The following is a 25,128-nucleotide window of genomic DNA, read 5'->3' as shown; positions in this document are numbered from 1 at the left end:
ATTGGCATCCTGACCACGCTGAATCCCGGCTTGCAGCCTCGATAGGGGGTGTCGAAGACAATCGTGGTGATCTGACCGCCGGCCCTGCCCGCAGGAATGCGCAATGGGAGTGACGGGTCTCGTCAGCGTTCTTCGATGTCCTGGAGGCTTATGCTGCCTGGAACAGGAAACGATCCCGCTCAATCAGAATCTGGCGCTAAGGGGCGCTCCCTGCATCGATGCCGATGGTCCGCCGAAAAAATCGAACCACGTTCGTGTTGAACCCGCGGTGGAATGCAGCCCGATCGAAGGCGGGCCGGCTGCTGCAGATCATCGGCATCACGGAGGGGACGGTGCAAGGCGCCAGAAAATCGAAGTGGCCGGCGCCCGGGACAGCGTGAAACTCAGGCGGAATGGGCAGTGCGGCGCGTACCGCATCCGCATAAATGCGTGGCGGCAGGATTGTATCGTCGTCCGCTCGCCACAGCTGCACGGGAATCCGGATTGCGGCGGCACCTGCGCGATCGAAGGTAAAACCCAATGCCGGTGCCGCAATCACAATTGCCTTGATCCTCGGATCCCGCATGTCGGGCCATGCCCCAATTGAGACGTGCGGTTGAGCCTTAACCAGGTTGCAGTCGAAGAAGGTGGGATTGGCTGCGCAATGCTCCGTCAAGCGCGTGAGATCGGGGCGACCGCCGACAGCGGCCAGAACCGTGAACCCGCCCGAGGAAAAGCCGAATGCACCGATCCTTTCGGGATCGATGCCGGCATGGCCCGGCCAGTCCGCGAGCATGTAGGTAATCAGGCGGCTGAGTGCCCTTGGGCGTTCTTCGATGTGCGTGGCGCGACTGTTATCCCGCCAGTTGTCGCCGGGATGCGTGAGGGCTGCAACGATGAAGCCGGCACGTGCCAGCGCCACCGCGGTGTCGGCGTGACCCGTGAAGTCACCTCCCGTTCCGTGCGACATGACGATCATCGGATAAGGACCCGGGAGTGGGGAGCTTCCCTGGACCACCTCGTGGGTGAAGAGGCCGAGCCGCTGGGGCGAGTCCCGGCCGGCCGCAGGATACCAGATGCCAATCTCGACGCCGTCGCTAGAGACCTGACGTTCAAAGCCGGCTCCAGTCCCTTGGGCGCGGGCGGAGGATATCAAGGTGGCGCCGGCGATCAGGGCCGCCAGGGCAAAGTGCAGTGAGGTGGTGGCGAGGAGGGCAGTCAGGATGAAGTGCAGTGGCATCGTTGGACTCCGGTATGGGCACCGCACCGTGACGATGTCAGGATCGGTCCTCAAAGCCGGTTTTCGCGAGTAGGCCAGCGGGTTCGCCGATGGGCGTCCAGGCTTTGGTCCACGACTGCATCGGGCTGGAGGTTCTCATGACTGGTCCCGTCTTTCTCGGCGCGATGAGCCTGCCGCACGCACGGCTGCTGAAGGGTGTTGGCGTCGCTGCCGGTGCGGGTGCCCTGCTCGCCGTGCTCGGTCCCTTTGGTACTTATCTCAACCCTGGATTGATCGCGCGGGCTGCCTATTGGATCGCAGCGATGCTGATCGGCTTTGTTCTCTACGGCGCGGCCTTCGCGGCTGTCGGACTCCTTGCGCCGCCGGAGCGTCGCTACAGATGGCCCGTTCTCCTCATCGTGACGTTGCTCGCCGGCATTGCAGAAACAGCGATCACCCGCGCGTTGGCATTCTGGTTATGGCCCGACCTGAAGATGCTGGAACTGCCCTGGTCCCTATGGTTCGCACAGGTCAGCGCATTCGGGCTGATCGCGATGGGGATAGCCGAAAGCGCATATCGGCGCCGTATCGGGCCATCCGAGACCACTTCTCCAGGGGATCCGTCCATCGTTGCTCCGCCCCGCCGCCTCCTGGCGGGCAACGTTCTGGCCTTGCAGATGGAGGATCATTATGTCCGCGTCCACACGCCTCAGGGTTCGGATCTGGTCCTGATGCCGCTGACCCGCGCCATGGAGAGTGTCGACATCCCCGGGTTGCGGATTCACCGTTCGTGGTGGGTGGCACGTGACGCCGTCGTGTCCATCGAGGGCACCTCACGGGCGATGCGACTGCATCTCTCAAACGGTGTTGTTGCCCCCGTCGCCCGCTCCGCCGTGATTCATCTCAAGGACGCGGGTTGGCTATCGAGGAATGATCCGACCCGAATTCGCGCAGCGTCCGAGAAAGACGTTGGGGGTGGGAGGTCCACCCCTCTCTAGAACGGGCTCACCGGGAAGAACCGCAGATACAGCTCCGCATACTTGCCTTCGTCCCACAGTCGCTGGAGCGCGTCATCCAGCGCCCGGGACAGGACGGGGTCGTCGGAGCGGGTGACGAGGCCGATGCCCTCGCCGAAATAGCGGTTCTCCAGGTAGTCGCCGCCTAGGAAGGCGCAGCAGCCCGCGGCTTCGACGCCGCCGATCCAGAGGGCGAGGTTGAGCCCATCGGCGAAAACGTAGTCGACCTCGCCCCGACGCAGAGCCGCCTCGGCGGTGGCGAGGTCGGTGAAGGGCTTCGCGACCGCCTTGGGGAAGAAGGCCGTCAGGTAGGCCGCGTGTGCGCTGCCGCCGACCACGCCGACGCTCTTCTCGGCGAGGGCCGCGGCGGAGGGAACCGGCAGGCCCTTGTCGGTGCGCGCGACGAAGCGGGCCGGCCAGCGGAAGTACGGACGGGTGGCAAGGAAGCGCGCGCGCAGGGTCGGAGTCAGTGGGATCGCGGCGGCGACGACGTCCCCCTGCCGGTCGGCCAGGGCGTCGAGGAGGGTGTCGAAGCGGCGGGCCTGGACCGTGCAGGACATCGCGAGCCGCTCGCAGACGGCCCGGGCGAGTTCCACGACGAAGCCGGTGGGAGTGCCGTCCGGTCCGGCGAAATGCAGCGGCGGGAAGTCGTCGTCGGTGAGGAAGCGGACCGTGCGCGTACCCGGCTGGGATTCCATCCGTTCCTGGCGTGAGCGCGGGTTCCAGAAGTTCGGGATCGTGACGCCGTCGGCTCGTGCGGTCGGGGCGTCCCCGCCGCAGATCAGCGCTGCACCCAGGATGAAAGCAGTGACTCGGCTCCGCCGACGCCTTGCCTTCCGGTCATCGCGCGCGGAAGTTGTAAATGTGGCGCACGGGTTGTGCGTGGATGCGGTCTGGCTCACCGCGTCTCCCTAGCACATCCTCGGGCTCTCGGGAGGTCGCGCGTGGTGTCGCTGCTCGGCTTCAGCGCTCCCAGCGGCGGGAATGCTGCGCTTCCGCCGGAGATCGCGTTCCTGGCCCGGCAGGGATTTGACCCGGAACGCCTGGCCGAGGCCGCCGCCCTGGCTCGGGCCTGCGGCACCGACGCCGCCACCGCGCTGATCCACGCGGAGCTGATCGGCGAGGAGACCTATTACCGCCGACTCGCCCTGGCCCTCGGCGTTCCGTTCCTCGTCGGCGACCTCCTGCGGCTCGGGGATGGGACCTGCTATCCCGACAGCCTCGTGGCTGGCCTCGCCCCCCTGGCGCGGCCAGGGCCGGCGGCCTTCGTGCGCGCGCCGCGCGGACCCGCCATCGCGGCGCTCCTATGCGATGGCACCGCCAGCGGCGAAGGCTATGCCATCACGACGCCGCGTGCCCTGCGCGATGCAGTCTTTGCCGCCAACCCTGCCGGGATCGCGACCTACGCCGCCGACAGCCTCCAGCGGCATCGCCCCGACTGGGCCTTCGAGTCCGAGACGCAGGGGCCGCGCCTCGCCCTCGTGGGGCTGATGTTCGGGGCGGCGTATCTCGGAGCCGAGTTCATCCCCGGCGCGATCCTGATCGGCACCTGGACCGTGGTGCAGCTCGGCTTTCTCGTCATGGTGACGTTCCGCATCGCCGCCGCCGCCGTCGAGCCCGATCCGGTCCCCGAGGCGCGGCTGCCGGATACGGCATTGCCGGTCTACACCGTGCTGGTGGCGCTCCATCGCGAAGCGCGGGTTGTGCCGCGCCTCGTCGCAGCCCTGGCGCGGTTCGATTATCCGGTGGCGAAGCTCGACATCAAGCTCGTGATCGAGGCCGACGACACGGAGACCGGCGACGCCCTGGCGGCGGCCGCGCTGCCGGCCCGGTTCGAGATCATCCGGGTGCCGGGGGGACTGCCCCGCACCAAGCCGCGTGCCCTCAACGCCGCTCTTCCGCTGGCGCGCGGAGCCTGCCTGGTGGTTTACGACGCAGAGGATGTTCCCGATCCGAATCAGCTCCGTGCCGCGGCGGCCCGCTTCGCCCAGGCGTCCCACAAGGTCGCCTGCCTGCAGGGCCGCCTCGTCATCGACAACATGGATGACGGCCGCCTCACCCAGTGCTTCGCCATCGAGTATGCGGCGCTGTTCGACGTCCTGATTCCGGCCCTCGCCTCCTGGTGCATTCCGATTCCGCTCGGAGGCACCTCGACCCATTTCCGGACCGACATTCTCCGAAGTCTGCACGGCTGGGATGCGTGGAACGTCACCGAGGATGCCGATCTCGGAATCCGCCTCGCCCGGGCAGGCTACCACGTGGCGGACCTGCCCAGCGATACGCTGGAGGAGGCGCCTCGGGCATTCCGGCCCTGGCTGCACCAGCGCACCCGCTGGATGAAGGGCTTCCTGCAGACCAGCCTCACCCATGCGCGGGCGCCGCGCGACACGGCCCGCCAGCTCGGCATCCTCGGTACCCTCGGCGCCATCGCGCTGGTTCCCGGAACCGTGATCTCCGGTCTGGTCTATCCGTTCCTCATGGGCCGGGCCGCCTACGACTTCGCGCTGTTCGTATGGAGCGGATTCCCGGCGCCAGGCGGCTTCTGGGCGAACCTTCCCGCCGGGGCGTCGGTCACGCTGTTCATCGCCGGATTGCTGGCCATGCTGCTGCCCGCCGCCCTCGGCTGCGTCCGGCGCGAGTGGTTCGACCTCCTGGCGGTCGTGCCCTGGATGCCGGTGTACTTCCTGCTCGTCAGCCTCGCCGCCTGGGCGGGCCTGATCGAACTCATCCGCGCGCCGAATCGCTGGAACAAGACCGAGCACGGCCTCGCCCGCACCTCCCGCTCCGGTGCCCTGCATCCGCGTTGAAGAGGAGCGCGGTCAGCTCAGCTCGAGGGTCGCCAGCGTGTCCGCGATCCGCCGCCGGACCTCCTCGGTCACGGGGAGGATCGGGCGCGGCGGCTCCGCTCGGCAGAGTCCGAGAAGATCGGCACAGGCATAAGCGACCCGCAGGCTCGAAAACGTCCGGAACAGCTCCCAGAGCGGTGCCAGCCGGGCGTTGAGGCGTCGCGCCTCGGCCGCATCCCCGACCTCGACCGCGCGAGTGATCGCCAGAGCGGACCTCGGGAACAGCCCGGCAAAGACGCTGTACCAGGCCTCGCCCCCTGCCAGCAGCGCCTCGACCGCGTTCCAGTCGCCGCTGTAACCGAGGGTGAATTCGGCCGGCACCGCGGCGCGCAGCACCCGAACGTGTTCCGCCGCGGCTTCCGGCTCGGGGGACGGGCTCTTCACCGCGACGATGCCCGGAACACGGGCGAGGCGGCCGACGAGTTCCGGGGTGAACCGGAAATGGGTGGTACCCGGATTGTCGTAGAGGCAGAGCGGCAGGCCGGACTCCCGCGCCACGGTCGCACAATGCTCGAAGACCTCGTCCTCGGTCAGGGGCGTATAGGACATGGCCGCGAGGAGGCCGGCCTGGGCTCCGGCGCCCTTCGCGTCCTGGGCCATCCGCACCGCCTCGTCGGTGCGCAGGGCGCCGACCCCGACGAGGACCGGCACCCGGCCCGCCACCGCCTCGACGGCAGCCTCCACGGCCCGGCGGCGCTGGTGGCGCGCCAGGAAGGGATAGGTGCCGGTGCTGCCGAGAAGGCCGATCGAGCCGACGCCCGCCTCCACCAGGGGCTGCAGGATGGTCCGCAGGGCACCGAGGTCGACTTGGCCATCGGCGTTCGAGGGGGTGATCGGGAAGGCCGACAGGACGGTCATGGTCGCTCCGGGGCAGAGAGAGAAGGCCGGCGCGTGCGCCGTTCCGCGTCAGCGTGAGGCCAAGGCGCTCACAGCATCTTGGCGAGTTCGGCCGCCGCCTCCTGGGGTGGGCGGGCGAGATTGAGGGCGTTAAGGAAGCGGTTCTGGCCATTCATCACGTAGACGAGGGCGGTGTGCTCCATGGTGTAGTCGCCATCCTTGGTCGGCACCTTGCGGACATAGGCCCGGTAGGCCTTCACCGCCGCGTTCACCTCCTCGGGCGAGCCGGTCAGGCCGACGATGCGCGGATCGAAGCTCGCCAGGTAGGTCTTCAGGGCCTCCGGGGTATCGCGCTCGGGGTCGACGGCGATGAACAGGGCGCGGGTGTCCTTCCCCTTCGGCCCGAGGGCCTGGAGCACGTCGCCGATCTGCTGCAGCGTCGTCGGGCACACGTCCGGACAGTGGGTGAAGCCGAAGAACACGAGGTGCGTCCGGCCCGCATAGTCACGCTCTGTGACGCGCTGCCCGTCCTGGTTGGTCAGGGTGAAGGGGCCGCCGACGCTGCTCGTCCCGGCCTCCTGGGTCCGCGGCGCCAAGACCACGAAGGCAGCGACGCAGAGCCCCACGAGGCCGACCACGAAGGCGAGGAGGGGCAGGAGCGTGCGACGCATGGGACGGCCTTGCAGTCGAGGGAGATGGCGGCTTCAGACCACAGGCGCTGCCCCCGGGCAATCCGCTAAACCGTCGCCGGTTGGTGCCGGGACAGCGCCGACACGGCACCGCCAAGACGCCGGAACCCTCAACCGACTCCTCAGCCCGGCGGCGGCTCGTCCGCGCCGGGCTTCGTCTTGATCCGACTTTCTGCGGCCCGACTCTCGGCCAGGGTCGCGCTCTCCCGCCGGATCGGGCGGGCGATCGGACAGGCCTCCTGCACGAAGCCGTTGAGCGTGTTGAGAAGGCTGTCCTCAACTTGCCGGTAGAACACGAACTGCCCGCGCTTCTCACCCACGATCAGCCCTGCCGATTCGAGCACCGAGAGGTGCTGCGAGATCGAGGGCTTCGACATGGAGAAGCGCCCGGCGATTTCCCCCGCGCTGAGCTCGGTATGGGCGAGATAAGCGAGGATCTGCCGTCGCACGGAGGAGGACAGGGCTTCGAAGACGCGCTGCATGGTTTCTCAGAGGGCTGAAAGCGCACCGGATCACCGGGCTCCCGGCATTTAAGCGATAAACTAATTATTGACAAGCGCACGATTAATTGATTAGGTAATTTACGAAATACAATAGGTAGGCACCATGGCATGTCTCTCCACCCCGCGGCTCCTCGCAGATTCCACGACCTCGGCCACCGAAGGACGCGTCGCCTGGGCGCCTGCGCGTTCCCTCTGGGTCGGTGGCATGACCCTGGCGGCACTCGTCCTCGCCCCGCTCCACGTCACACCCGGCTCGGTAGTGCTGTTTCTTGTCACCAGCGCCGTCACGCTCTGCGCCGGGCATTCCATCGGGCTGCACCGACTGCTGATCCACCGCAGCTTCTCGGCGCCTCTCTGGGTCGAGCGCACGCTCATCTATCTCGGCACGCTGGTGGGCATGGCCGGTCCACTCGGCATGGTGCAGCTTCACGACACCCGAGACTGGGCGCAACGCCAAGCCGCTTGCCATCCGCTCCATGCGCATCGAGCCACCCTCCTGCGCGATGCCTGGTGGCAGATGCATTGCCGCCTCGTACTGATGCATCCTCCGCGCTTCGTGCCGGAGGACCGATTGTCCCGGGACCGCACTCTGGCCTTCCTGGAGGCGACATGGATGGCTCAGCAGTTACCCTGGGCGCTCCTGTTCTTCTGGATTGGCGGAATGCCGTGGCTGCTCTGGGGCGTGCCGGTCCGGATCGCCGCGAGCCTTACCGGGCATTGGCTCGTCGGCCATTTCACCCATGGCCGGGGTCGACAGGGCTGGGTCGTCGACGGCGCGGCAGTCCAAGGCCATGACCTGCCGGCGGCCTCACTCGTCACCTTCGGCGAGGCTTGGCACGGCAATCACCACGCCTGGCCGGACTCGGCCCGCCTCGGGCTGGAGCCCGGTCAGCACGATCCGGGCTGGTGGCTCCTTCTGGCTCTTCGCCGGCTGGGGCTGGTCTGGGGCCTCAAGCAGCCAGGCGCCCTGGAACCGCGTGCCGGGCTGCGGCGGGTCGCACCGGAGATCATGCCGCATGCTCGCCGCGACGCCGACGGCGCCTGTCGGGCCGTGTCGGCCTAGCAGGACGCTCCCTCACGGCCGACGACCTGATCCAGCCCCGACCGAGTCCCCGCCCTCAGATCGCGAGCTTGCCCGGTTCGATCGCGGCGATCGCTGCCGCCGCACCCATCCGCCGCAGGGCCTCGCCAACCATGAGCAGGGCTGGCCCTTCATGGCCCGAGGCCTCGACCCGGTCGGCGAGGTCGGCCGCGCTGGCTTCCACCACCTGCTGGTTCGGACGGGTGGCGTTGAAGACGAGGAGGGCCGGGGTCGTCGGTGCGAGCCCCTCGGCGATCGCCCGCTCCAGCAGGACACCCAGCGTCTTCTTCGGCATGTAGACTACGGTGGTGACGCTCGGATCGGCGAGTGCACCCCAGTTCAGATCCTCGGGCAGCGCCCCGCGCCGGTCATGTCCGGTGACGTATTGCAGGCGCCGCGCCGCGTCGCGGTTCGTCAGCGAGACGCAGAGGGAAGCCGCGGCCCCCTGCGCGGCCGAGATGCCCGGCACCACGCTGACGGGAATGCCGGCGGCGCGGCAGGCATCGATCTCTTCGCCGGCCCGCCCGAACACCAGAGGGTCGCCGGATTTCAGGCGTACCACCTGTTTGCCGGATTTGGCCAACTGCACCATCAGCGCGTTGATGTCGTCCTGGCGGCAGGAGGGGCCATGCCCGGTCTTGCCCACCAGCATGGTGCGGGCCTCGCGGCGGGCATAGTCGAGGATCTCAGGCGCCACGAGATCGTCGTAGAGGATCACGTCGGCGTTGCGCAGCGCGCGCAGCGCCTTGAGGGTGAGGAGTTCAGCATCGCCGGGTCCGGCGCCCACCAGGGTTACCGCGCCACCCTTCGGCGCGGCCTCGGTCTCGCCCAGCAACTCGGCGAGATCGGTTGCGGTCGGCGTGCGATCGGGCTCCGCGAAGGCGCGATCGGTAAAGCGCTCCCAGAAAGCGCGGCGGTCCGAGAAGCCATGGAAGCGGCTCGTCACCTCCTCGCGCCAGTCGCGGGCGGCGCCGATCCAGGCCTTGAACCCGCGCGGCAGCATGCCCTCGATCCGAGCGCGCACAGTCTGGCCGAAGACCGGGGCGGCACCCTCCGTGGAGATGCCCACCACCATGGGCGAGCGGTTGACGATGGCGCCGAACTTCACGTCGCAGAGATGTGGCCGGTCGACTGCGTTGACGATGGCGCCGGTCTTCCGGGCGGCGGTGACGAAGGCGACACAGTCCGCCTCGTCCTCCATGGCGCCGATGCAGAAAGCGGACCCAGCGAGGTCGTCCGGATGCCATGGGCGCTCATGCAGGGTCACGGAGCCCGCGACGATCTCGCCTGGCACGGCGCGCAGCTCGTCGCTCGGCTCCGGCGCATAGACGTCCACGTGGGCCCCGGCGGCGGCGAGCAGCTTCACCTTCCAGGGCGCACCCCCGTTCGAGCCGGCCAGCACGGCCCGCTTGCCCTGAAGCGGCACGAAGACCGGCAGCACCGCAAGCGGCTCCAGGCCGGCAGGGCTGCCGCCGCGAGTCGATTCATTACCGGCGGGCCGGGTTTCACGGGGAATACGGGGCGTGCTCATGAGGCTCGGAGATGGGTGTCGATTCGGCCGAAAGTGAGCCTATGCGGCGTTGCGCGCAAGCGCCTCGGGCAGCAGCTTGCGGATCTCGGGGATGCACGAGCCGCAATTCGTGCCGGCCTTGCAGGCTGCGCCCACGGCCTCCACGGTGCCCGCCCCCGCCGCGATGACCCCGGCGATGACGTCGAGCCCGACGCCGTGACAGGCACAGACGGTCGGGCCGGCCGAGGCGGTCTCGGCGCGTCCCGACAGGAGGGAGCGTCGGGCGGCAGGGTCCGGTTCGGTCTCCGCGAAAAGGGCCTTGGCCTCCTCCCAACTCGGACGGGCCTCGGCGGGCGCGAGGGCGAGGCAGGCGACGAGGCGCCCGGCCTCGTAGACGGCGCAGCGGTAGCGCCCGCGCGCATGGTCGGCATATTCGGCGAGCTCGTGGCCCTGGAACAGGCCCCGCATCATCAGCGCCACGGCGCGCGAACTTTCCTGCGTGGCGAATTGCAACCCCGAGCCGCCCGCAATCGTGGCTCGGGCCCACCACCAGCCCTCGGGCAGCGCCTGCTCCCCGCGCGTCAGCAGGAAGCCGCGGTTGCGGTAGGGCACCAGCGCGATGCCGGCCGGTGTCGCCTTCAGTTCCGGCTGGCCGGAGACCGGATCGGGAATGCCCCGCACCAGGGCGCCGACGCGGGCATCCGAGGCGGTGGCGGCGCTCCAGTGGAAGGTCGCGAACAGGTTGCCCGGCCGCACGGCATCGGTGATCATCGTCTCCAGGGTCACCGTGCCGTGCGGCGTGGCGATCCGGGCGAGGTCGCCCTCCCTCAGCCCGAGCGGTACGGCGTCGTCGGGGTGGATCTCCACGAAGGGCAGCGAGCGATGGGCTGAGAGGCGCTGGCTCTTCCCCGTGCGGGTCATGGTATGCCAGTGATCGCGCACGCGGCCGGTGTTGAGGACGAGGGGGTAATCTTCGCTCACCGCCTGTGCGAGGGCCGGGGGCTGAACGGCGACGAACCGGGCGCGCTTGTCGAAGGTGTAGAACTGGCCGTCGGCGAAGAGTCGGGCGCGGGCCTTGCCGCGCTTCGGCAGCGGCCATTGCAGCGGCGTCGCGGCCGCATAGGCGGTATCGGCCAGCTCGCTCAGGCCTCCGATGTCGAAATCCCGGCTGCCGTTGTTCTCGAAGGCCGAAAGGCTGGCATGCTCGCGGAAAATCGCCGCGGCCCCCGAATAGGCGAAGGCCTGCGCGTGGCCGAGGCGCTTGGCGACGTCGCAGACGATCTGCCAATCGGCTCGAGCCTCGCCGGGGGCTTTCAGGAAGCTGCGCTGGCGTGAAATCCGACGCTCCGAATTCGTCACCGTACCGTCCTTCTCGCCCCAGGCGAGGGCGGGCAGCAGCACGGTCTTCTTCCCCGTCGCCCGTGCGCTGTCGCTGTCGGCCACCGCTTCCGAGACGACGTAGAGGTCGAGGGACTTCAGGCTTTCGCGGATGAGGTCGGCGCGCGGCATCGACACGATGGGGTTGGTGCCCATCACCCACAGGGCCTTGATCTTGCCGCGCTCGATCGCCTCGAACAGGGCGACCGCCTTCATGCCCTCGCCCGTGATGATGTTGGGGGCCGACCAGAAGCGGCGGACCCGGTCCACCTCCTCGGGGGTGAAGTGCATGTGGGCGGCCAGCATGTTGGCGAGGCCCCCGACCTCGCGCCCGCCCATGGCATTGGGCTGGCCGGTGAGGGAGAACGGGCCGGCGCCGGGCAGGCCGATGCGGCCGGTGGCGAGATGGCAGTTGATGATCGCGTTGCCCTTGTCGGTGCCCTGCGCCGACTGGTTCACCCCCTGCGAGAAGGCGGTGACGACCCGCTTCGTGCGGGCGAACAGCTCGAAGAAGCGCGCTACGTCGGTCTCGGACAGGCCGGTGGCGGCCGCAGTGGCGGCCACCGTCGGCGCGATGGTGCGCGCCCGCTCCAGGGTGCCGTCGAGGCCCGTCGTGTGGTCGAGGACGAAGCGGTAATCGAGGGAGCCGGTGCTGGCGAGATGGACCAGCAGGCCGGAAAACAGCGCCGTGTCGGTGCCGGGCTTCAGCCCGAGGAAGAGGTCGGCCTCCTCGCCCGTCTGGGTGCGGCGGGGGTCGATCACCACCAGCTTGGTGCCGCGCTTGGCGCGGGCATCCACCATGCGGCGGAACAGGATCGGGTGGCACCAGGCGGTGTTCGAGCCGACCAGGACGATGAGGTCGGCCTCGTCGAGGTCCTCGTAGCAGCCCGGCACGGTGTCCGAGCCGAAGGCGCGCCGGTGGGCCGCCACCGCGCTCGACATGCACAGGCGCGAGTTGGTGTCGACGTGCGGGGTGCCGAGGAAACCCTTCGCGAGCTTGTTGGCGACGTAGTAATCTTCCGTGAGCAGCTGGCCCGAGAGATAGAACGCGATCGAATCCGGCCCGTGCTGCTCGGCGATCCTGCGCAAAGATCCCGCGACCGTGCCGAGGGCGGATTCCCAGCTCGCGCGGATGCCGTCCACCTGCGGGTACAGCAGGCGATTGTCGAGGGAGAGCGTCTCGCCGAGCGCCGAGCCCTTGGAGCAGAGGCGGCCGAAATTCGCCGGGTGTCCGGTGTCGCCGGCAATGTCCGCGCCGCCCTGCCCGTCCGGCGTGGCAAGCACGCCGCAGCCGACACCGCAATAGGGGCAGGTGGTCTTCACGGGAGAGGGCGGCGCCTGGACGTGCGCGTTCATGGCAGGATCCTCGGCGTATTTTTGATGGTGCCGTTTGCAGCAAGAGTCGGGCCGAGGCGAAAGCCCACCCCCCCCTCTCCCGACCCGCATGCGCGGGCCGCCCTCCCTCGCACCGGGGGGGAGGCTGAGATGGTGTGCTAGTACACGTCGGCCTGATACCGCCCGGTCTTCTTGAGGTGGGCGAGGTACGCCACGGCCTCGTCGGGGTTCTTCCCCCCGTATTGGCCAGCGACGTCGATGATCGCCCGCTCGACGTCCTTGGCCATGCGCTTGGCATCCCCGCAGACGTAGAAATGCGCGCCGCCCTCGAGCCAAGTCCACAGCTCCGCGCCGGTCTCGCGCATGCGGTCCTGGACGTAGGTCTTCTCGGTGCCGTCGCGGGACCAGGCCAGCGACAAACGGGTCAGCACCTTCCGGTCCTTCAGGGCGTTTAGCTCGTCCTTGTAGAAGAAGTCGCTGGCTTGGCGCTGGTGACCGTAGAACAACCAATTGCGCCCCGGCGCCGCGGTGGCGTCGCGTTCGCGCAGGAACGCGCGGAACGGCGCGATGCCGGTGCCGGGACCGACCATGATGACGTCCTGCGACAGGTCCTCCGGCAGGGCGAACCCGTGGGCCTTCTGGAGGTAGACCCTGACCTTCATCCCCTCGGGGATGCGCTCGCCGAGATGGGTCGAGGCGACACCGAGGCGCAGGCGCGAGCGGTGACTGTAGCGCACGGCGTCGACGGTGAGCGAGACCCGGCCCGGATCGGCTTTCGGCGACGACGAGATCGAGTAGAGCCGCGGCTGCAGCTCGTCCAGCGCCTCCAGGAACACCTCGGCGTCGGGCCGCGCACCGGGGAACTTGTGGAGCGCACCGAGCACGTCGAGATGGGCGGCGTCGCCGTCCGGGTCCTCGCCGGCGGCGAGCGCCTGGGCCTTCTTGCGGGCTTCGCCCGAAGTCAGGAGCGAGAGAAGCTGATAGAGCCCGTCCGGCGCGCCACCGAGGGCATAGTCGGTGAGCAGGCAATCCCGCAGGGTCTTGCGGCCGATCTTGCGCTCGGGGCGGGCCCCGAGTTCGGCGATGACCGCGTCGACCAGGGCCGGGGCGTTGGCGGGGAACAGGCCAAGCGAATCGCCGACCACGTAGTCGATGGGCGTACCGGTGAGATCGATCTCGACGTGCCAGGTCTCCTTCTCGCCGCCCGGCGCATTGAGCCGGGTGCGCGACACGAAGGTCGCCTCCACGGGGTTCTCGCGGCAGAAGCCCAGCGGCCCGAGTTCGGGCGCCGTTTTGGGGGCGGTGCCCTCGGCCTTCTTCGGGGCGGCCCCGCCGGCGGCCCCGAATTCCTCCTCGAGCTTCTTCAGCATCCGGAGCGTGTCCTTGCCGCCGGGCTGGCACAGGTTCAGGCGCTCCTCGTTCTTGAGGAAGATGGCGTTGGCGTAGTCGGCGCAATTGTAGCCGCACTGGCCGCAATCCTGCTGCGCCATGGCGGCCATCAGCTTCTGCGGCTCGGGCCGTTCCTGGGCGAGCGCCATCCGGTCGGGCAGTGGCATCGACGGGTCGTGCCAGGGCGCGTCGTCGTTGTCGGCCAGCGTCTGGCCACCGCCGGGCATCTCGCCGGAGGCAAGTGCGGTGGCTCCCTCCACGGCAGGGCCGAGGAGCGCTGCGAAGTAGCCCGAGAGCCAGGCACGCTGGTCCGGGTCGAACGGGGCGGTCTCGGGAATGAGGACCAGCGGGGGGGTGACGTGCTCGCTCATGCGGCGGCCTTCAGGACGGGTTGCTCTTCGGCGATGTGGCGCAGCGACTCGGGGCCGGTGCGGGCGGTGAAGGCCTGGAAGCTCTCCTCCGGGCCGGTGCGCCGGGCGAGATAGCTGCGCAGCAGCGCCTCGATCCGGGTCGGGCAATCTTCGGCCTTCACGGCCTTCCAGATCTCGGTGCCGATCTTTGGGCTGTCGCCGAAGCCACCGCCGACCACGATGTCGTAGCCTTCGACGGTGTCGCCCTCCTCCGAGACCACGACCTTGGCGCCGATGAGACCGATGTCGCCGATGTAGTGCTGGGCGCAAGAGTGATGGCACCCGGTGAGATGGACGTTCACTGGAACGTCGAGCTCCTTCAGGTTCGCCTCGATATAGTCGGCGATGACGAGGGCGTGGCCCTTCGTGTCGGAGGCGGCGAACTTGCAGCCGCGACTACCGGTGCAGGCGACGAGTCCGGCGCGGATGCTCGAGGCCTCGGTGGTGAGCCCAAGCGCGGCGACGCGCTCCTGCACTTCCGCGATCTTTGCATCCGGAACCCCGGAAAACAAAAAATTCTGCCAGACGGTCATGCGGATGGCGCCGTCGCCGCATTCCACGGCGATCCTGGCCAGATCCCGCATCTGGTCGGTGGTGAGTTTGCCGACGGGCAGGATCACGCCGATCCAGTTCAGACCGGGCTGCACCTGCGGGTGGACGCCCACATGGGCGAAGCGGTCCATCGGCCCGCGCGGGGCGATGTGGGCCGGGTCGACCCGGTCGAGCTTGGTGCCCAGCACCGCCTCGACGGCCGCGAGGTACTTGTCGAAGCCCCAGGCGTCGAGGACGTACTTCATCCGGCTCTTGTTGCGGTTGGTCCGGTCGCCGTTCTGGATGAAGACGCGCAGGATGGCGTCGGCGACCTTGTTGCAATCCTCCGGCCTGAGAACCACGCCGGTGTCACGGGCCAGGTCCCGGTGCCCCGAGATGCCGCCGAGCACGAGGCGCATCCAGATGCCCGGCGCGACGCTCGCATCCTCCAGCACCCGCACGGCCTGGAAGCCGATGTCGTTGGTCTCCTCCAGCACCGGCATCACGCCGCCGCCGTCGAAGGCGACGTTGAACTTGCGCGGCAGACCGAACAGCGAGCGGTCGTTGAGGATGTGATTGTGCCAGGACTTGGCGAGGGGGCGGGTGTCGAGCAATTCCTGCGCGTCGATGCCGGCCACCGGCGAGCCGGTGACGTTGCGGATGTTGTCGGCACCGGCCCCCCGCGCGGTGAGGCCGAGGTCGATCAGCCCGTCGAGGAAGGGCTGGCCGTGCTCGGGCGTGATCTCGCGGACCTGCAGGTTGGCGCGGGTGGTGACATGGGCATAGCCGCCGCCATGCGCGTCGGCCAGATCGGCGATGCCGGCGAACTGCCAGTGCTGCACGATGCCGTTGGGGATGCGGAGGCGGCACATGTAGGAGTTCTGGGCCGGGGCGACCCAGAACAGGCCATGGTAGCGCCAGCGGAAATTATCCTCCGGCTTCGGGGCCTTGCCCGTCGACGCTTCGGCGATGAGGCGGTTGTGGCCGTCGAAGGGGTTCTCCGCCCGCTTCCACTTCTCCTGCTCGCACAGCTTGCCGCCGGCCTTGATGGTGGCGTCCTGTGCCTTGATGTGGATCGCGTCGGGACCGGTCGGCTCGGCGGGCGGGGCCGAAGCCCCCTGCCCGGCTGCGAGGCCACCGGTCATCCGGGCCGCGGCGATGCCGGAGGCGAAGCCTTCGAGGTAGCGCGTCTGCTCGGCGTTGAATGCGTCAGCCATCAGGGCCTCCTCACGCTGCGAGGGGTTGGGATGCGGGCGCGGGGCGCCCGAACATGAGGTCGTCGCGATGGTCGGCGATCGAGGCGCCGGTGCGGATCAGCTCCTTGCACCAGCCCTGCTCAGCGATGTCGCCGACGAAGACCGCGCCGAGGAGCCGGTCCTCGGCCACGATGAGCTTGCGGTAGAGGCCGAGGCCGGGATCCGACATCAGCACGGTCTCGGCGCCCTCCGGCGCCTCGATCTGCCCGGCGGAGAACACCGGCAGCCCCGAGACCTTGAGGCTAGTGGCCAGCGACGTGCCCAGATAGGCCGCCTCCTCGCCGATGAGGTGGCGGCTCAGGGCCTCGGCCTGCTCGTAGGCCGGCTCCACGAGGCCGTAGACCTGACCCCGGTGCTCGGCGCATTCGCCGAGCGCGAAGATGCGGGCATCCGAGGACTGCATCCGGTCGTCGACCATGATGCCGCGGGCGGTCTCGATCCCGGCGTTCTGGGCCAGGGCCACGTTGGGGCGCACCCCCACCGACATCACCACGAGATCGGCCGGCAGCACGGTGCCGTCGGACAGGACCAGGCTCTCGACCCGGCCTTCCCCCTCGACCGACGCGGTGTCGGCTTTCAGCAGCACCTTCACGCCGCGCGCCTCCATGGCACGCTTCACGAGGCCGGCGGCGGCGTGGTCGAGCTGGCGTTCCATCAGCCGGTCCATGACGTGCAGGAGCGTGGTGTCGACGCCGAGGCGCGCGAGTCCGACGGCGGCTTCGAGGCCGAGAAGCCCGCCACCGATCACGATGGCGCGGGCCTGCGCGACGGCCGCCCTGCGGATGGCGGCAACGTCCGCGAGATCGCGGAAGGTCAGCACGCCGGGCAGGTCCATGCCGGGCTTGGCCAGCCGGATCGGCAGGGAGCCGACCGCGAGCACGAGCTTGTCGAAAGGCAGGACATGGGTCTGCCCCACCATCACGAGGGCGTTCTCGCGGTCGATCTCGGTGACCGGCGCGCCGGTGATGAGACGAATGCCGTGGCCCTCGTACCAGTCGAGGCCTCGGAAGGCGCAGCCGGCCTCGTCCACCTCGCCGCCGAGCAGCGAGGAGAGCAGGACGCGGTTGTAGGCCGCCTGTGGCTCGGCCCCGACGACGGTGACGTCGTACCGGCCCGGCGCCCGCTCTGTGAGGCGTTCCAGAAAGCGCAGCGACGCCATGCCGTTGCCGATGACCACCAACCGTTCCCGCATGACTCGCGATCCGCCCGTCAGGCCGCGATAGCGGGCTTGGCGTGGCGCGCGTAGAGGAACTCCAGCACCTCGGCGCGGGCGTGGGTGTAGGTCGCGTCCTCTACGAGATCGAGGCGGCGGCGCGGCCGCTCGAGGTCGACAGTCAGGATCTCGCCCACCGTGGCCGAGGGGCCGTTGGTCATCATCACGATGCGGTCCGAGAGCAGCACTGCCTCGTCGACGTCGTGGGTGATCATGATCACGGCGTTCTTCAGCCGCGCATGGATATCCATGAGCGAGTCCTGGAGATGGGCGCGGGTGAGCGCATCGAGCGCCCCGAAGGGCTCGTCGAGGAGCAGGACCTTCGGTTCCATGGCCAGCGCCCGGGCGATGCCGACGCGCTGCTTCATGCCGCCCGAAATCTCGCTCGGGCGCCGGTCGGCCGCGTGGGTCATGTTCACCAGCGACAGGTTGTGGTCGATCCAGGCGTTGCGCTCGGCCTTCGACTTCTTGCCCTTGAAGACCTTGTCGACGGCGAGCGCCACGTTCTCGCGCACCGTCAGCCAGGGCAGCAGCGAGTGGTTCTGGAACACCACGGCCCGGTCGGGGCCGGGGCTGTTGACCTCCTTGTCCTCGAGGAGGACGCCGCCGGTGGAGGCCTTGAGCAGGCCGGCGACGATGTTGAGCACCGTCGACTTGCCGCAGCCCGAATGCCCGATCAGCGAGACGAACTCGCCCTTGTCGATCTTCACGCTGACGTCGCGCAGCACCTCGTTGGTGCGGCCCGAACGGGTGAAGGAGATGCCGATATTCTCGATGCTGAGATACGTCATGGAATGATCCTCAGGCCGTCGCGGTGCCGCGGGTGACGAGGGTGCCGACGAAGGCGACGAAGCGGTCGAGGATGAAGCCGATGATGCCGACATAGACGAGGGCGACGATGATCTCGGAGATGTGGGAGGAGTTCCAGGCGTCCCAGATGAAGAAGCCGATGCCGACGCCGCCGATGAGCATCTCGGCTGCCACGATCGCGAGCCACGACAGGCCGATGCCGATGCGCAGGCCCGTGAAGATGTAGGGAGCTGCCGAGGGCAGCATGATCTTGGAGAAGAATTCCAGCGGGTTGAGGCGCAGTACCGCCGCCACGTTGCGGTAATCCTGCGGGATGTTGCGGATGCCCACCGCCGTGTTGATGATGATCGGCCAGATCGACGTGATGAAGATCACGAAGATCGCGGAGGGCTGGCCGTCGCGGAAGGCGGCGAGCGACAGCGGCAGCCAGGCCAGCGGCGGAATGGTGCGCAGGACCTGGAAGATCGGGTCGAGGCCGCGCATGGCCCATTCGGACTGGCCGATCAGGGTGCCGGTGAGGATGCCCACGATGGTCGCCAGGGCGAAGCCGAGGGCGACCCGCTGGATGCTGGCGGAGATGTGCCAGAACAATCCCTTGTCGGTGCCGCCGTTGTCGTAGAACGGGTGGGCGATGATGTCCCAGGCCTCGGTGACCACACGCGAGGGTGGCGGCAGGCCGGCACCCGGGCGCGAGCACAGCAATTCCCAGATCACCAGGAAGGCGATCAGCACCACCACGGGCGGGATCAGATTTTTTGCGATGGTGTTCAGGGTCGCCATCGTGATCCGGGGCGCCCGCTTGGGCTTGGCGTCTGCCTTGGCCGCCGCTTTCGCGGCGATGGGGGCGGCGGCGATGGTGGAGGTATTGGCCATCACGCGATCCTCTTGATGCCGAGGCTGGACAGGTAGGCGGCGGGATCTGCGGGATCGAAGACCTTGCCGTCGAAGAAGGTCTCTTTTCCACGCGACGTGGAGCTCGGGATCGCGCTGACGCCGAGGGCTTTCGCGGCCTCGCGCCAGAGATCCTCCCGGTTCACCTTGGCGATGAGGGCCTTGGTGTCGGTCTGCGCGTCGAACTTGCCCCAGCGGATATCCTCGGTCAGGAACCAGAGGTCGTGGGACTGGTAAGGATACGAGGCGTTGTCGGCCCAGAACTTCATCACGAAGGGGCTGTTCTCGACCACGCGGCCGTCGCCGTAATCGATCGTGCCCTTCATGCGGCCGGCGACGTCCGAGACCGGGACGTTCATCCACTGGCGCTTGGCCGCGATGGCGGCGACCTCATCCTTGTTCGCAGGGGTGTCGCACCATTGCTGCGCCTCCAGCACCGCCATCAGAAGCGCCTTGGTGGCGTTCGGGTACTTCTCCGTGAAGGAGGACCGCATGGCGAAGGCCTTCTCGGGGTGGTCCTTCCACAATTCGCCGGTGGTCAGCGCGGTGTAGCCAAGGCCCTGCTGCACGAGCTGCGCGTTCCACGGCTCACCGACGCAGAAGCAGTCCATCGTGCCGACCTTCATGTTCGCCACCATCTGGGGCGGCGGCACCACGATGGTCTCGATATCCTTGTCCGGGTCGATGCCGCCGGCCGCCATCCAGTAGCGAATCCACAGGTCGTGGGTGCCGCCCGGGAAGGTCATGGCGGCTTTCACCGACTTGCCGGCGGCCTTCTTCTTCTCGATGGCGGCCTTGAAGACCTTCGCGTCGAGGGCGACCTTCTGGTCGAGATATTCCTTGGCCACCGAGATGCACTGGCCGTTGGTGTTGAGCCGGGCCAGGATCTGCATCGGCACGGGGACGTTGTTCTGCGTCACGCGGCCGGCCGAGATCAGGTAGGGCATTGGCGAGAGAATGTGGGCGCCGTCGATGCCGTTGCCTTCCGATCCGAGCACTAGGTTATCGCGGGTGGTGCCCCAGCTCGCCTGCTTGAGCACCTCGACATCGGGCATGCCGTGCTTGGCAAAGAAGCCCTTCTCCTTGGCGACGAAGAGCGGGCTCGCGTCGGTGAGTGCGATGAACCCGAGCTTCGCCCCCTTCACTTCGGGGCCGGCGCCCTGCGCGAAGGCGCCTCCCGGCAGGGCGGTGCGGGCCAGTGCCGCGAGGGACAGCGTCGCGGCGGCACCCTTCAGGAGGTCACGGCGGTTGTTGCGGACACCGTCAGTCATCGAACCCGAAACCCTCGAAATCATGGACACCCGCCAAAGAAAAAACCGCCGACCAAGCACATCCATCGAACGCAGGATCTGCGTTCCGTGGGGGACTCGGGTCAGCGGCTTTGCCGACGGATAGGGCTCGTCATCGTTGACGAGCCCCTGGGCATCTGCACGAGGCGTGCCAAGTTCGGCATCGAGGCTCGATCCAGGCGATGTCAAGAATTCCGGAATCGTTCCAAACTGTTCCGGCAGAAGCGATTTATCAAAAACGTCTCACCGGTCGCCGGCGGATTCGGTGCGAATCCGACCGAGCGCGTACGGGCCTCGTCACGCGGGCGGACGCGGCCGGTGCCTGCTTCCGCGTCGCCTGGTGCGCTGCACAATCTGCAGGCACTCTGCCGGCGCGAGCGGCAGCGGCTCCTCAGCCGGCAGCGTCGTACACGTTGGTCCGGTACATCGCCCGGGCGCGGGCAACCAGGGCGGGCGTGGGCGTGATCTGGCCGGCTCGCTCCATCTCGGCGAGAATCCAGTCGGCATGAGCGGGAAGCGGCCGCTCGGCCTCGGCGCCGAACACGACGAAGCGCGGCGCGTGCCGCTCGGTCCCGTCCGGATCGACCACCACGGTGCCCGCGAGGGCCCGTCGGACGAGGCTCGCGTCTGTTCCGAGATGACCCGGGCGGGCGAGCAGGCCCGCCAGCTCGCGCTGGTTCTCGGGCGCCGCGCACCAGCGTCCGGCCCGGCGTACCGCCCGCACCAGCGGAGCGCTCGCCGCCGCCGCATAGGCCGGCAGGGCCAGCACCTTTTCCGGACAATCGGGCGCGAGCTCGCAGCCGAGAGCGGCGATGCGGCCGTAGCCCTCCGCCACTGCCACGCTGTTCCAGGGGCTGCCGACGCAGAAGCCGTCGATCTGTCCGGTCCTGAGGGCTTCGGCGATCCAGGGCGGCGGGATCACCACCATGCGGGCGGCCCCGTCGAGGTCGAGGCCGCCGCGGGCTGCGAACATCCGGAGTTGGTATGTGTGACTGGAATACGGATGCACTGTGCCCAGGGTCAGCGGCCGATTCTGCGTGACCCGCACGCGTGCGACCCGTGAGAACGCGCGTGCAATCGTGTCGAGATCGTCGGCCTCCGGCGCCATCTCGGCCCAGAGCGGCCGCGAGACCGTGATCGCATTGCCGTTGAGATTCAGCCCGAGAGGAACCGCCAGGTCGGTCTGCGGCCCGCTGATGCCCAGCGCACTGGCCAGGGCAAGGGGCGCCAACATGTGGGCTCCGTCGAGGTGGCCCAGGGCCAGCTTGTCACGCAGGGTCGCCCACGAGGGTTCGCTGATGAGGTCGATCGCCAGTCCTTCGGCAGCGGCAAAGCCTCCCTCGACGGCGGCGATCAGCGGGGCCGCGTCGATGAGCGGGACATATCCGAGGGCGAGTCTCATCCAAGCAGACTTCTCATCCGAGGAGATCCGCCGCAGTCACGATGGCGCGTGCGATGTCGGCGATCTTTCGCTTCTCGTTCATGGCCTTGCGCCGCATCATCCGGTAGGCCTCCTCCTCGGACAGACCCCTGGCTGTCATCAGGATGCCTTTGGCGCGCTCGATGAGCTTGCGGTCGGCCAGTTCGCCTCGTGCCTCAGACAATTCGCGTTGCAGCCGCGCGAAGGCGTTGAAGCGTAGAATCGCCACGTCCAAGATCGAGCGGATGCGCTGCGGCTGCAATCCGTCCACCACATAAGCCGAGATTCCCGCATCCATTGCCGCCTGCATCATCGGCACGTCCGAGCGGTCGACGAACATCGCCACCGGCCGCTCCACGTGACGGGAGAGGCCCGACATCTGCTCCAGAATGTCCCGGCTCGGGCTCTCCAGGTGGATCACGACGACGTCTGGATTCAGTGCGGCCACACGGGCCGACAGATCGGCGGTGTCAGGCAGGACCACGACGTGGGTGAAGCCGGCCGCCGTAAGGCCTTCCTCGAGGATCGCGGCGCGTGCCCGGCTCGGATCGATCACGGCGACGGTGAGGGTCGGCTCGGTCATCGGAGATTGAGAATGGATCGAAAGGGGGAATCCGGCGGATCGCTTCTGCCTAGGGATTGCCATGTTCCATCGGCGGGCGACAGCAAAACCTGAACGGATGGTCTCCACGCAAGCGGCATGCCCGCACGGTCGTTACCGCTCGGACAGGAAACAGCCCAGGTTCCGCCGCAAACGAACCGACTAATGTCGTTGGCCTTCGAACCGATTGCCGAACCGCGCAACGAGGTGACCCGGATGTCAGCGTGCACGTCCCCCGCTCAATCGGCGTTCGAAGCGGGCACCGGGCGCGGCGTGACCCCGCCTTTCCTGCCAACCCTGATGATGGCGGTGATCCTCGGAGCGGCTTCTTATCTCTGCCACGAGCCCGCTGCTGCACCGCCTCCGCCCTCGGTCCCGGCGACGGCGGTCGCCGCCGCACCCGAGACGGTGGTGGAGACGCCCTACATCCCGGCTCCCCTCGCCTTCCGGACCCAGTTCCCGATGGTCGTGGTGGCTCAGGCCGAACCCGCCGCCGTTCAGGCTCACAAGGCCATGCCTCGCCCCACACGTCTCGCCGCCCCACGCCGGGCCGATCCGCCGCGTCTTGCGACCAAGGCCCTCCCGGCGCCGAGCAAGCCGATGCCATTCGCGCCGGAGGCCGAAGAATCCCCGATCGTCGAGAGAGCGGTTTCGACCTCGGACGAAGGCATCCTACCCGAGATCGCCCTGCCCTTCGCGCCGACGATCCGCGCCGTGAGCGAAGCCGGCGAGGCCGCCGGTGCGTTCATGGGGGCCAAGGGAGCGGTGCTCAGCGCCGAGACCGCGACTCTCGGTGCTGCTGTCTCCGGCTTGGTCGGGCGCCTGCGCTGAAGCCGGCCCGGTTTTCCGGGCGACCGGAAAATCCAGACGGAAAGCAACGCGCAATCGCTGCGCCGACCCTGGACCCTGCCGGCTTCGGAGACTAGGTGGACGCGAGCAGTGAGGCGCTGCCGCAGGCCGTGGTGACGGTCGGCTTCGCGGACACGAGGACTTGGATGGCCGGACGGATCGAGGATTACGCGCTTGTCGGTGATGGACGTACCGCTGCGCTGATCGCCCGTGACGGCAGCGTCGACTGGCTGTGCTGGCCCCGCTTCGACTCCGCCGCCTGCTTCGCCGCCCTGCTCGGCACGGAAGATCACGGCTACTGGAAGCTCGGTCCCGCCGAGCCCGCCACCACCACACGCCAGTACCGCGAGGGGAGCCTCGTGCTGGAGACCCGGCATGAGACCGCGTCCGGTTCGGTGCGGGTGACGGACTACATGCCCGCCAATGACGGGTCGCACCTTGTGCGGATCGTCGAGGGGCTCGAGGGCGCTGTGCCCATGCGGATGCAGATGCGCGTGCGCTTCGACTACGGGTTGGCGGTGCCGTGGGTCTCGCACAACGAACTCGGAGACCTGCGCGCGATCTCGGGGCCTCACAAGGTGGTGCTGCGCACCCTCGTGCCGACGCACGGCCAGGACCAGACCACCGTCGCGGACTTCACGGTCGAGGCCGGCCGCAGCGTGGCCTTCACCCTGAGCTACGGTGCCTCTCACGAGGACGATCCAGCGCCGATCCAGCCACGCAAGGTTCTGTTCGAGACCGATCGCTACTGGCGCGACTGGTCGGGCCGAGCTGCCTCAGGCACGCCCTGGGACGCGATCCTGAAGCGCTCCCTGCTCACCCTGAAGGCGCTGATCTACCAGCCGACGGGTGGCATCGTGGCCGCCCCCACGACCTCGCTGCCGGAGGATCTCGGCGGCGTCCGCAACTGGGATTACCGATTCTGCTGGCTGCGTGATTCAACCTTCACGCTGATCGCTCTGATGGACGGCGGCTACCTCGACGAGGCGCGTGCCTGGCGCGACTGGCTCGTCCGGGCGGTGGCCGGCAACCCGGAGCAGGCGCATATTCTCTATGGCATCGCCGGCGAGCGCATGCTGCCCGAGATCGAGCTCGACTGGCTTCCGGGCTACGAGAACTCGAAGCCCGTGCGCATCGGAAACGCGGCGGTGGAGCAGTTTCAACTCGATGTCTACGGCGAGATCTTCGACGCGCTCTATCAGGCGCGCCAGCGCGGCCTCCAGGGCGATGCCGACGGTTGGCGAGTCGGCGAGGCGTTGCTGCGCCACCTCGAGAAGGTCTGGTGCACCCCCGACGAGGGTATCTGGGAGGTGCGCGGCGGACGCCGGCACTTCGTGCATTCGAAGGTCATGGCGTGGGTTGCCTTCGACCGGGCCATCCGCTCCTTCGAGGAGGCCGAGACTCGCGAGCAGGATGAGATTCGTACCACCGGCTTGAGCCATCGCCCCAAGGAGGCCCGTGACGTGCCGGTGGCACGCTGGCGCGAGATCCGCGATCAGATCCACGCCGAGGTTTGCGCCAAGGGCTTCGACCCTGAGCTGAACAGCTTCGTGCAATCCTACGGCTCGAAGCGCCTCGACGCGAGTCTGCTGCTGATCGCCCATATGGGTTTCCTGCCCCAGCACGACCCCCGGGTGGTCGGTACGGTGGAGGCGATCGGGCGCACGCTCATGCGCGATGGCTTCGTTCTGCGCTACGACACCGAGAACCAGACCACAGACGGGCTGCCCGGCGACGAGGGTGCCTTCCTGCCCTGTTCGTTCTGGTACGCCGACAATCTCATCGGCCTCGGCCGCTGCGACGAGGCGCGTGCGCTGATCGAGAGGCTGATCGGCGTCTGCAACGATGTCGGATTGGTGGCGGAGGAGTATGATGTGAAGGCTCGGCGCTTGGTGGGTAACTTCCCGCAGGCGTTCAGCCACGTCACACTGGTGAACACCATTCTCAATTACAGCCGAGCCAAGGGGCCCGCGCGGGAGCGGAGCAGTGGCTCCGTGGACGTCAGATCCCCGGCCCGATCACCGGTTGCGGTTGTCTCCGCGGCCCAACGGCGCGACGCCTGAGCGTTCCGGACGCT

Annotated in this window: 20 protein-coding genes; 5 read left to right on the top strand and 15 right to left on the bottom strand. The window is 68.4% G+C overall.

Annotation, left to right across the window (positions count from 1 at the left end; all coding sequences use genetic code 11):
- Positions 1-196 precede the first annotated feature (196 nt).
- Positions 197-1,219, bottom strand: a complete 1,023-nt coding sequence (locus ASF60_RS08220; protein WP_056183213.1) for an alpha/beta hydrolase family protein — start codon at positions 1,217-1,219, stop codon at positions 197-199.
- 137 nt (positions 1,220-1,356) lie between these two features.
- On the opposite strand from ASF60_RS08220, the gene ASF60_RS08215 reads away from it, so the two are divergent.
- On the top strand, positions 1,357-2,196 hold the full coding sequence (locus ASF60_RS08215; RefSeq protein WP_200940934.1) for a LytTR family DNA-binding domain-containing protein: 840 nt from the start codon (positions 1,357-1,359) through the stop codon (positions 2,194-2,196).
- Here ASF60_RS08215 and ASF60_RS08210 read toward each other — a convergent pair.
- Positions 2,193-3,011: a transporter substrate-binding domain-containing protein gene (locus tag ASF60_RS08210; RefSeq protein WP_443136745.1), complete on the bottom strand. Its 819-nt coding sequence runs from the start codon at positions 3,009-3,011 to the stop codon at positions 2,193-2,195. The two genes, ASF60_RS08215 and ASF60_RS08210, sit on opposite strands and share 4 nt — an antisense overlap.
- A gap of 147 nt (positions 3,012-3,158) precedes the next feature.
- On the opposite strand from ASF60_RS08210, the gene ASF60_RS08205 reads away from it, so the two are divergent.
- Entirely contained in the window at positions 3,159-5,021 is a 1,863-nt protein-coding gene (locus tag ASF60_RS08205; RefSeq protein WP_338011501.1) for a glycosyltransferase family 2 protein, read from the top strand.
- Positions 5,022-5,033: 12 nt separating this feature from the next.
- On the opposite strand, the gene ASF60_RS08200 is transcribed toward ASF60_RS08205, so the two are convergent.
- The 3 genes from ASF60_RS08200 to ASF60_RS08190 form a co-directional block, all read right to left on the bottom strand.
- Complete coding sequence (locus tag ASF60_RS08200) at positions 5,034-5,918, bottom strand: dihydrodipicolinate synthase family protein (protein ID WP_056183207.1); 885 nt, start codon at positions 5,916-5,918, stop codon at positions 5,034-5,036.
- A 68-nt stretch (positions 5,919-5,986) separates the two neighbouring features.
- A complete protein-coding gene (locus tag ASF60_RS08195) occupies positions 5,987-6,568 on the bottom strand; it encodes an SCO family protein (protein WP_056183204.1) in 582 nt (193 codons plus the stop codon).
- A 140-nt stretch (positions 6,569-6,708) separates the two neighbouring features.
- The gene (locus ASF60_RS08190) at positions 6,709-7,068 is read right to left on the bottom strand and encodes a metalloregulator ArsR/SmtB family transcription factor (RefSeq protein WP_056183201.1); all 360 of its coding nucleotides are present in this window, start codon (positions 7,066-7,068) and stop codon (positions 6,709-6,711) included.
- 124 nt (positions 7,069-7,192) lie between these two features.
- Between ASF60_RS08190 and ASF60_RS08185 the strand changes: the two genes are divergently transcribed.
- The gene (locus ASF60_RS08185; protein ID WP_056183198.1) at positions 7,193-8,152 is read left to right on the top strand and encodes a hypothetical protein; all 960 of its coding nucleotides are present in this window, start codon (positions 7,193-7,195) and stop codon (positions 8,150-8,152) included.
- A 55-nt stretch (positions 8,153-8,207) separates the two neighbouring features.
- Here ASF60_RS08185 and cysG read toward each other — a convergent pair whose 3' ends face one another.
- The 10 genes from cysG to ASF60_RS08135 all read right to left on the bottom strand — a co-directional run bounded on the left by cysG (position 8,208) and on the right by ASF60_RS08135 (position 22,184).
- The gene (cysG, locus tag ASF60_RS08180; RefSeq protein WP_056183195.1) at positions 8,208-9,701 is read right to left on the bottom strand and encodes a siroheme synthase CysG; all 1,494 of its coding nucleotides are present in this window, start codon (positions 9,699-9,701) and stop codon (positions 8,208-8,210) included.
- 39 nt (positions 9,702-9,740) lie between these two features.
- Positions 9,741-12,413 (bottom strand): nitrate reductase, encoded by a 2,673-nt coding sequence (locus tag ASF60_RS08175; protein ID WP_056183192.1) that lies wholly within the window; start codon positions 12,411-12,413, stop codon positions 9,741-9,743.
- A gap of 137 nt (positions 12,414-12,550) precedes the next feature.
- The gene (locus ASF60_RS08170) at positions 12,551-14,152 is read right to left on the bottom strand and encodes a sulfite reductase subunit alpha (protein ID WP_056183189.1); all 1,602 of its coding nucleotides are present in this window, start codon (positions 14,150-14,152) and stop codon (positions 12,551-12,553) included.
- Entirely contained in the window at positions 14,149-15,939 is a 1,791-nt protein-coding gene (locus ASF60_RS08165) for a NirA family protein (protein ID WP_056183187.1), read from the bottom strand. The genes ASF60_RS08170 and ASF60_RS08165 overlap by 4 nt, the downstream gene beginning before the upstream one ends.
- 10 nt (positions 15,940-15,949) lie before the next feature.
- A complete protein-coding gene (locus ASF60_RS08160; protein ID WP_056183184.1) occupies positions 15,950-17,170 on the bottom strand; it encodes an NAD(P)/FAD-dependent oxidoreductase in 1,221 nt (406 codons plus the stop codon).
- Between the two features lie 17 nt (positions 17,171-17,187).
- Positions 17,188-17,982 carry an ABC transporter ATP-binding protein gene (locus ASF60_RS08155; protein ID WP_056183181.1) on the bottom strand — a complete coding sequence of 265 codons (795 nt, stop codon included), beginning with the start codon at positions 17,980-17,982 and terminating at the stop codon, positions 17,188-17,190.
- 10 nt (positions 17,983-17,992) lie between these two features.
- Positions 17,993-18,874 (bottom strand): nitrate ABC transporter permease, encoded by an 882-nt coding sequence (ntrB, locus tag ASF60_RS08150; RefSeq protein WP_056183178.1) that lies wholly within the window; start codon positions 18,872-18,874, stop codon positions 17,993-17,995.
- Positions 18,874-20,163 (bottom strand): CmpA/NrtA family ABC transporter substrate-binding protein, encoded by a 1,290-nt coding sequence (locus tag ASF60_RS08145; protein WP_056183176.1) that lies wholly within the window; start codon positions 20,161-20,163, stop codon positions 18,874-18,876. Before ASF60_RS08145 ends, ntrB begins: the two co-directional genes overlap by 1 nt.
- Positions 20,164-20,572: 409 nt before the next feature.
- Positions 20,573-21,583, bottom strand: coding sequence for an ABC transporter substrate-binding protein (locus ASF60_RS08140; RefSeq protein WP_056183173.1), 1,011 nt, complete (start codon positions 21,581-21,583; stop codon positions 20,573-20,575).
- Positions 21,584-21,596: 13 nt separating this feature from the next.
- A complete protein-coding gene (locus tag ASF60_RS08135; RefSeq protein ID WP_056183170.1) occupies positions 21,597-22,184 on the bottom strand; it encodes an ANTAR domain-containing response regulator in 588 nt (195 codons plus the stop codon).
- Between the two features lie 234 nt (positions 22,185-22,418).
- Here ASF60_RS08135 and ASF60_RS08130 point away from each other — a divergent pair, with 234 nt between their 5' ends.
- Positions 22,419-23,033 carry a hypothetical protein gene (locus ASF60_RS08130; RefSeq protein WP_156633949.1) on the top strand — a complete coding sequence of 205 codons (615 nt, stop codon included), beginning with the start codon at positions 22,419-22,421 and terminating at the stop codon, positions 23,031-23,033.
- 164 nt (positions 23,034-23,197) lie between these two features.
- Positions 23,198-25,114 (top strand): glycoside hydrolase family 15 protein, encoded by a 1,917-nt coding sequence (locus ASF60_RS08125; protein ID WP_056183276.1) that lies wholly within the window; start codon positions 23,198-23,200, stop codon positions 25,112-25,114.
- Positions 25,115-25,128 lie beyond the last annotated feature (14 nt).

Origin of the sequence: Methylobacterium sp. Leaf113 (genome assembly GCF_001423325.1) — a bacterium.
Classification (GTDB): domain Bacteria; phylum Pseudomonadota; class Alphaproteobacteria; order Rhizobiales; family Beijerinckiaceae; genus Methylobacterium.
This window is presented reverse-complemented; position numbering and strand designations above follow the sequence as displayed.

Excerpts from the sequence above, each read along its gene's own strand:
- ASF60_RS08220 (WP_056183213.1), bottom strand. The coding sequence starts at position 1,219 with ATGCCACTGCACTTCATCCTGACTGCCCTCCTCGCCACCACCTCACTG.
- ASF60_RS08215 (WP_200940934.1), top strand. The coding sequence starts at position 1,357 with ATGACTGGTCCCGTCTTTCTCGGCGCGATGAGCCTGCCGCACGCACGG.
- ASF60_RS08200 (WP_056183207.1), bottom strand. The coding sequence starts at position 5,918 with ATGACCGTCCTGTCGGCCTTCCCGATCACCCCCTCGAACGCCGATGGC.
- ASF60_RS08195 (WP_056183204.1), bottom strand. The coding sequence starts at position 6,568 with ATGCGTCGCACGCTCCTGCCCCTCCTCGCCTTCGTGGTCGGCCTCGTG.
- ASF60_RS08190 (WP_056183201.1), bottom strand. The coding sequence starts at position 7,068 with ATGCAGCGCGTCTTCGAAGCCCTGTCCTCCTCCGTGCGACGGCAGATC.
- ASF60_RS08185 (WP_056183198.1), top strand. The coding sequence starts at position 7,193 with ATGGCATGTCTCTCCACCCCGCGGCTCCTCGCAGATTCCACGACCTCG.
- cysG (WP_056183195.1), bottom strand. The coding sequence starts at position 9,701 with ATGAGCACGCCCCGTATTCCCCGTGAAACCCGGCCCGCCGGTAATGAA.
- ASF60_RS08175 (WP_056183192.1), bottom strand. The coding sequence starts at position 12,413 with ATGAACGCGCACGTCCAGGCGCCGCCCTCTCCCGTGAAGACCACCTGC.
- ASF60_RS08170 (WP_056183189.1), bottom strand. The coding sequence starts at position 14,152 with ATGAGCGAGCACGTCACCCCCCCGCTGGTCCTCATTCCCGAGACCGCC.
- ASF60_RS08165 (WP_056183187.1), bottom strand. The coding sequence starts at position 15,939 with ATGGCTGACGCATTCAACGCCGAGCAGACGCGCTACCTCGAAGGCTTC.
- ASF60_RS08160 (WP_056183184.1), bottom strand. The coding sequence starts at position 17,170 with ATGCGGGAACGGTTGGTGGTCATCGGCAACGGCATGGCGTCGCTGCGC.
- ASF60_RS08155 (WP_056183181.1), bottom strand. The coding sequence starts at position 17,982 with ATGACGTATCTCAGCATCGAGAATATCGGCATCTCCTTCACCCGTTCG.
- ntrB (WP_056183178.1), bottom strand. The coding sequence starts at position 18,874 with ATGGCCAATACCTCCACCATCGCCGCCGCCCCCATCGCCGCGAAAGCG.
- ASF60_RS08145 (WP_056183176.1), bottom strand. The coding sequence starts at position 20,163 with ATGACTGACGGTGTCCGCAACAACCGCCGTGACCTCCTGAAGGGTGCC.
- ASF60_RS08140 (WP_056183173.1), bottom strand. The coding sequence starts at position 21,583 with ATGAGACTCGCCCTCGGATATGTCCCGCTCATCGACGCGGCCCCGCTG.
- ASF60_RS08135 (WP_056183170.1), bottom strand. The coding sequence starts at position 22,184 with ATGACCGAGCCGACCCTCACCGTCGCCGTGATCGATCCGAGCCGGGCA.
- ASF60_RS08130 (WP_156633949.1), top strand. The coding sequence starts at position 22,419 with ATGTCAGCGTGCACGTCCCCCGCTCAATCGGCGTTCGAAGCGGGCACC.
- ASF60_RS08125 (WP_056183276.1), top strand. The coding sequence starts at position 23,198 with ATGGCCGGACGGATCGAGGATTACGCGCTTGTCGGTGATGGACGTACC.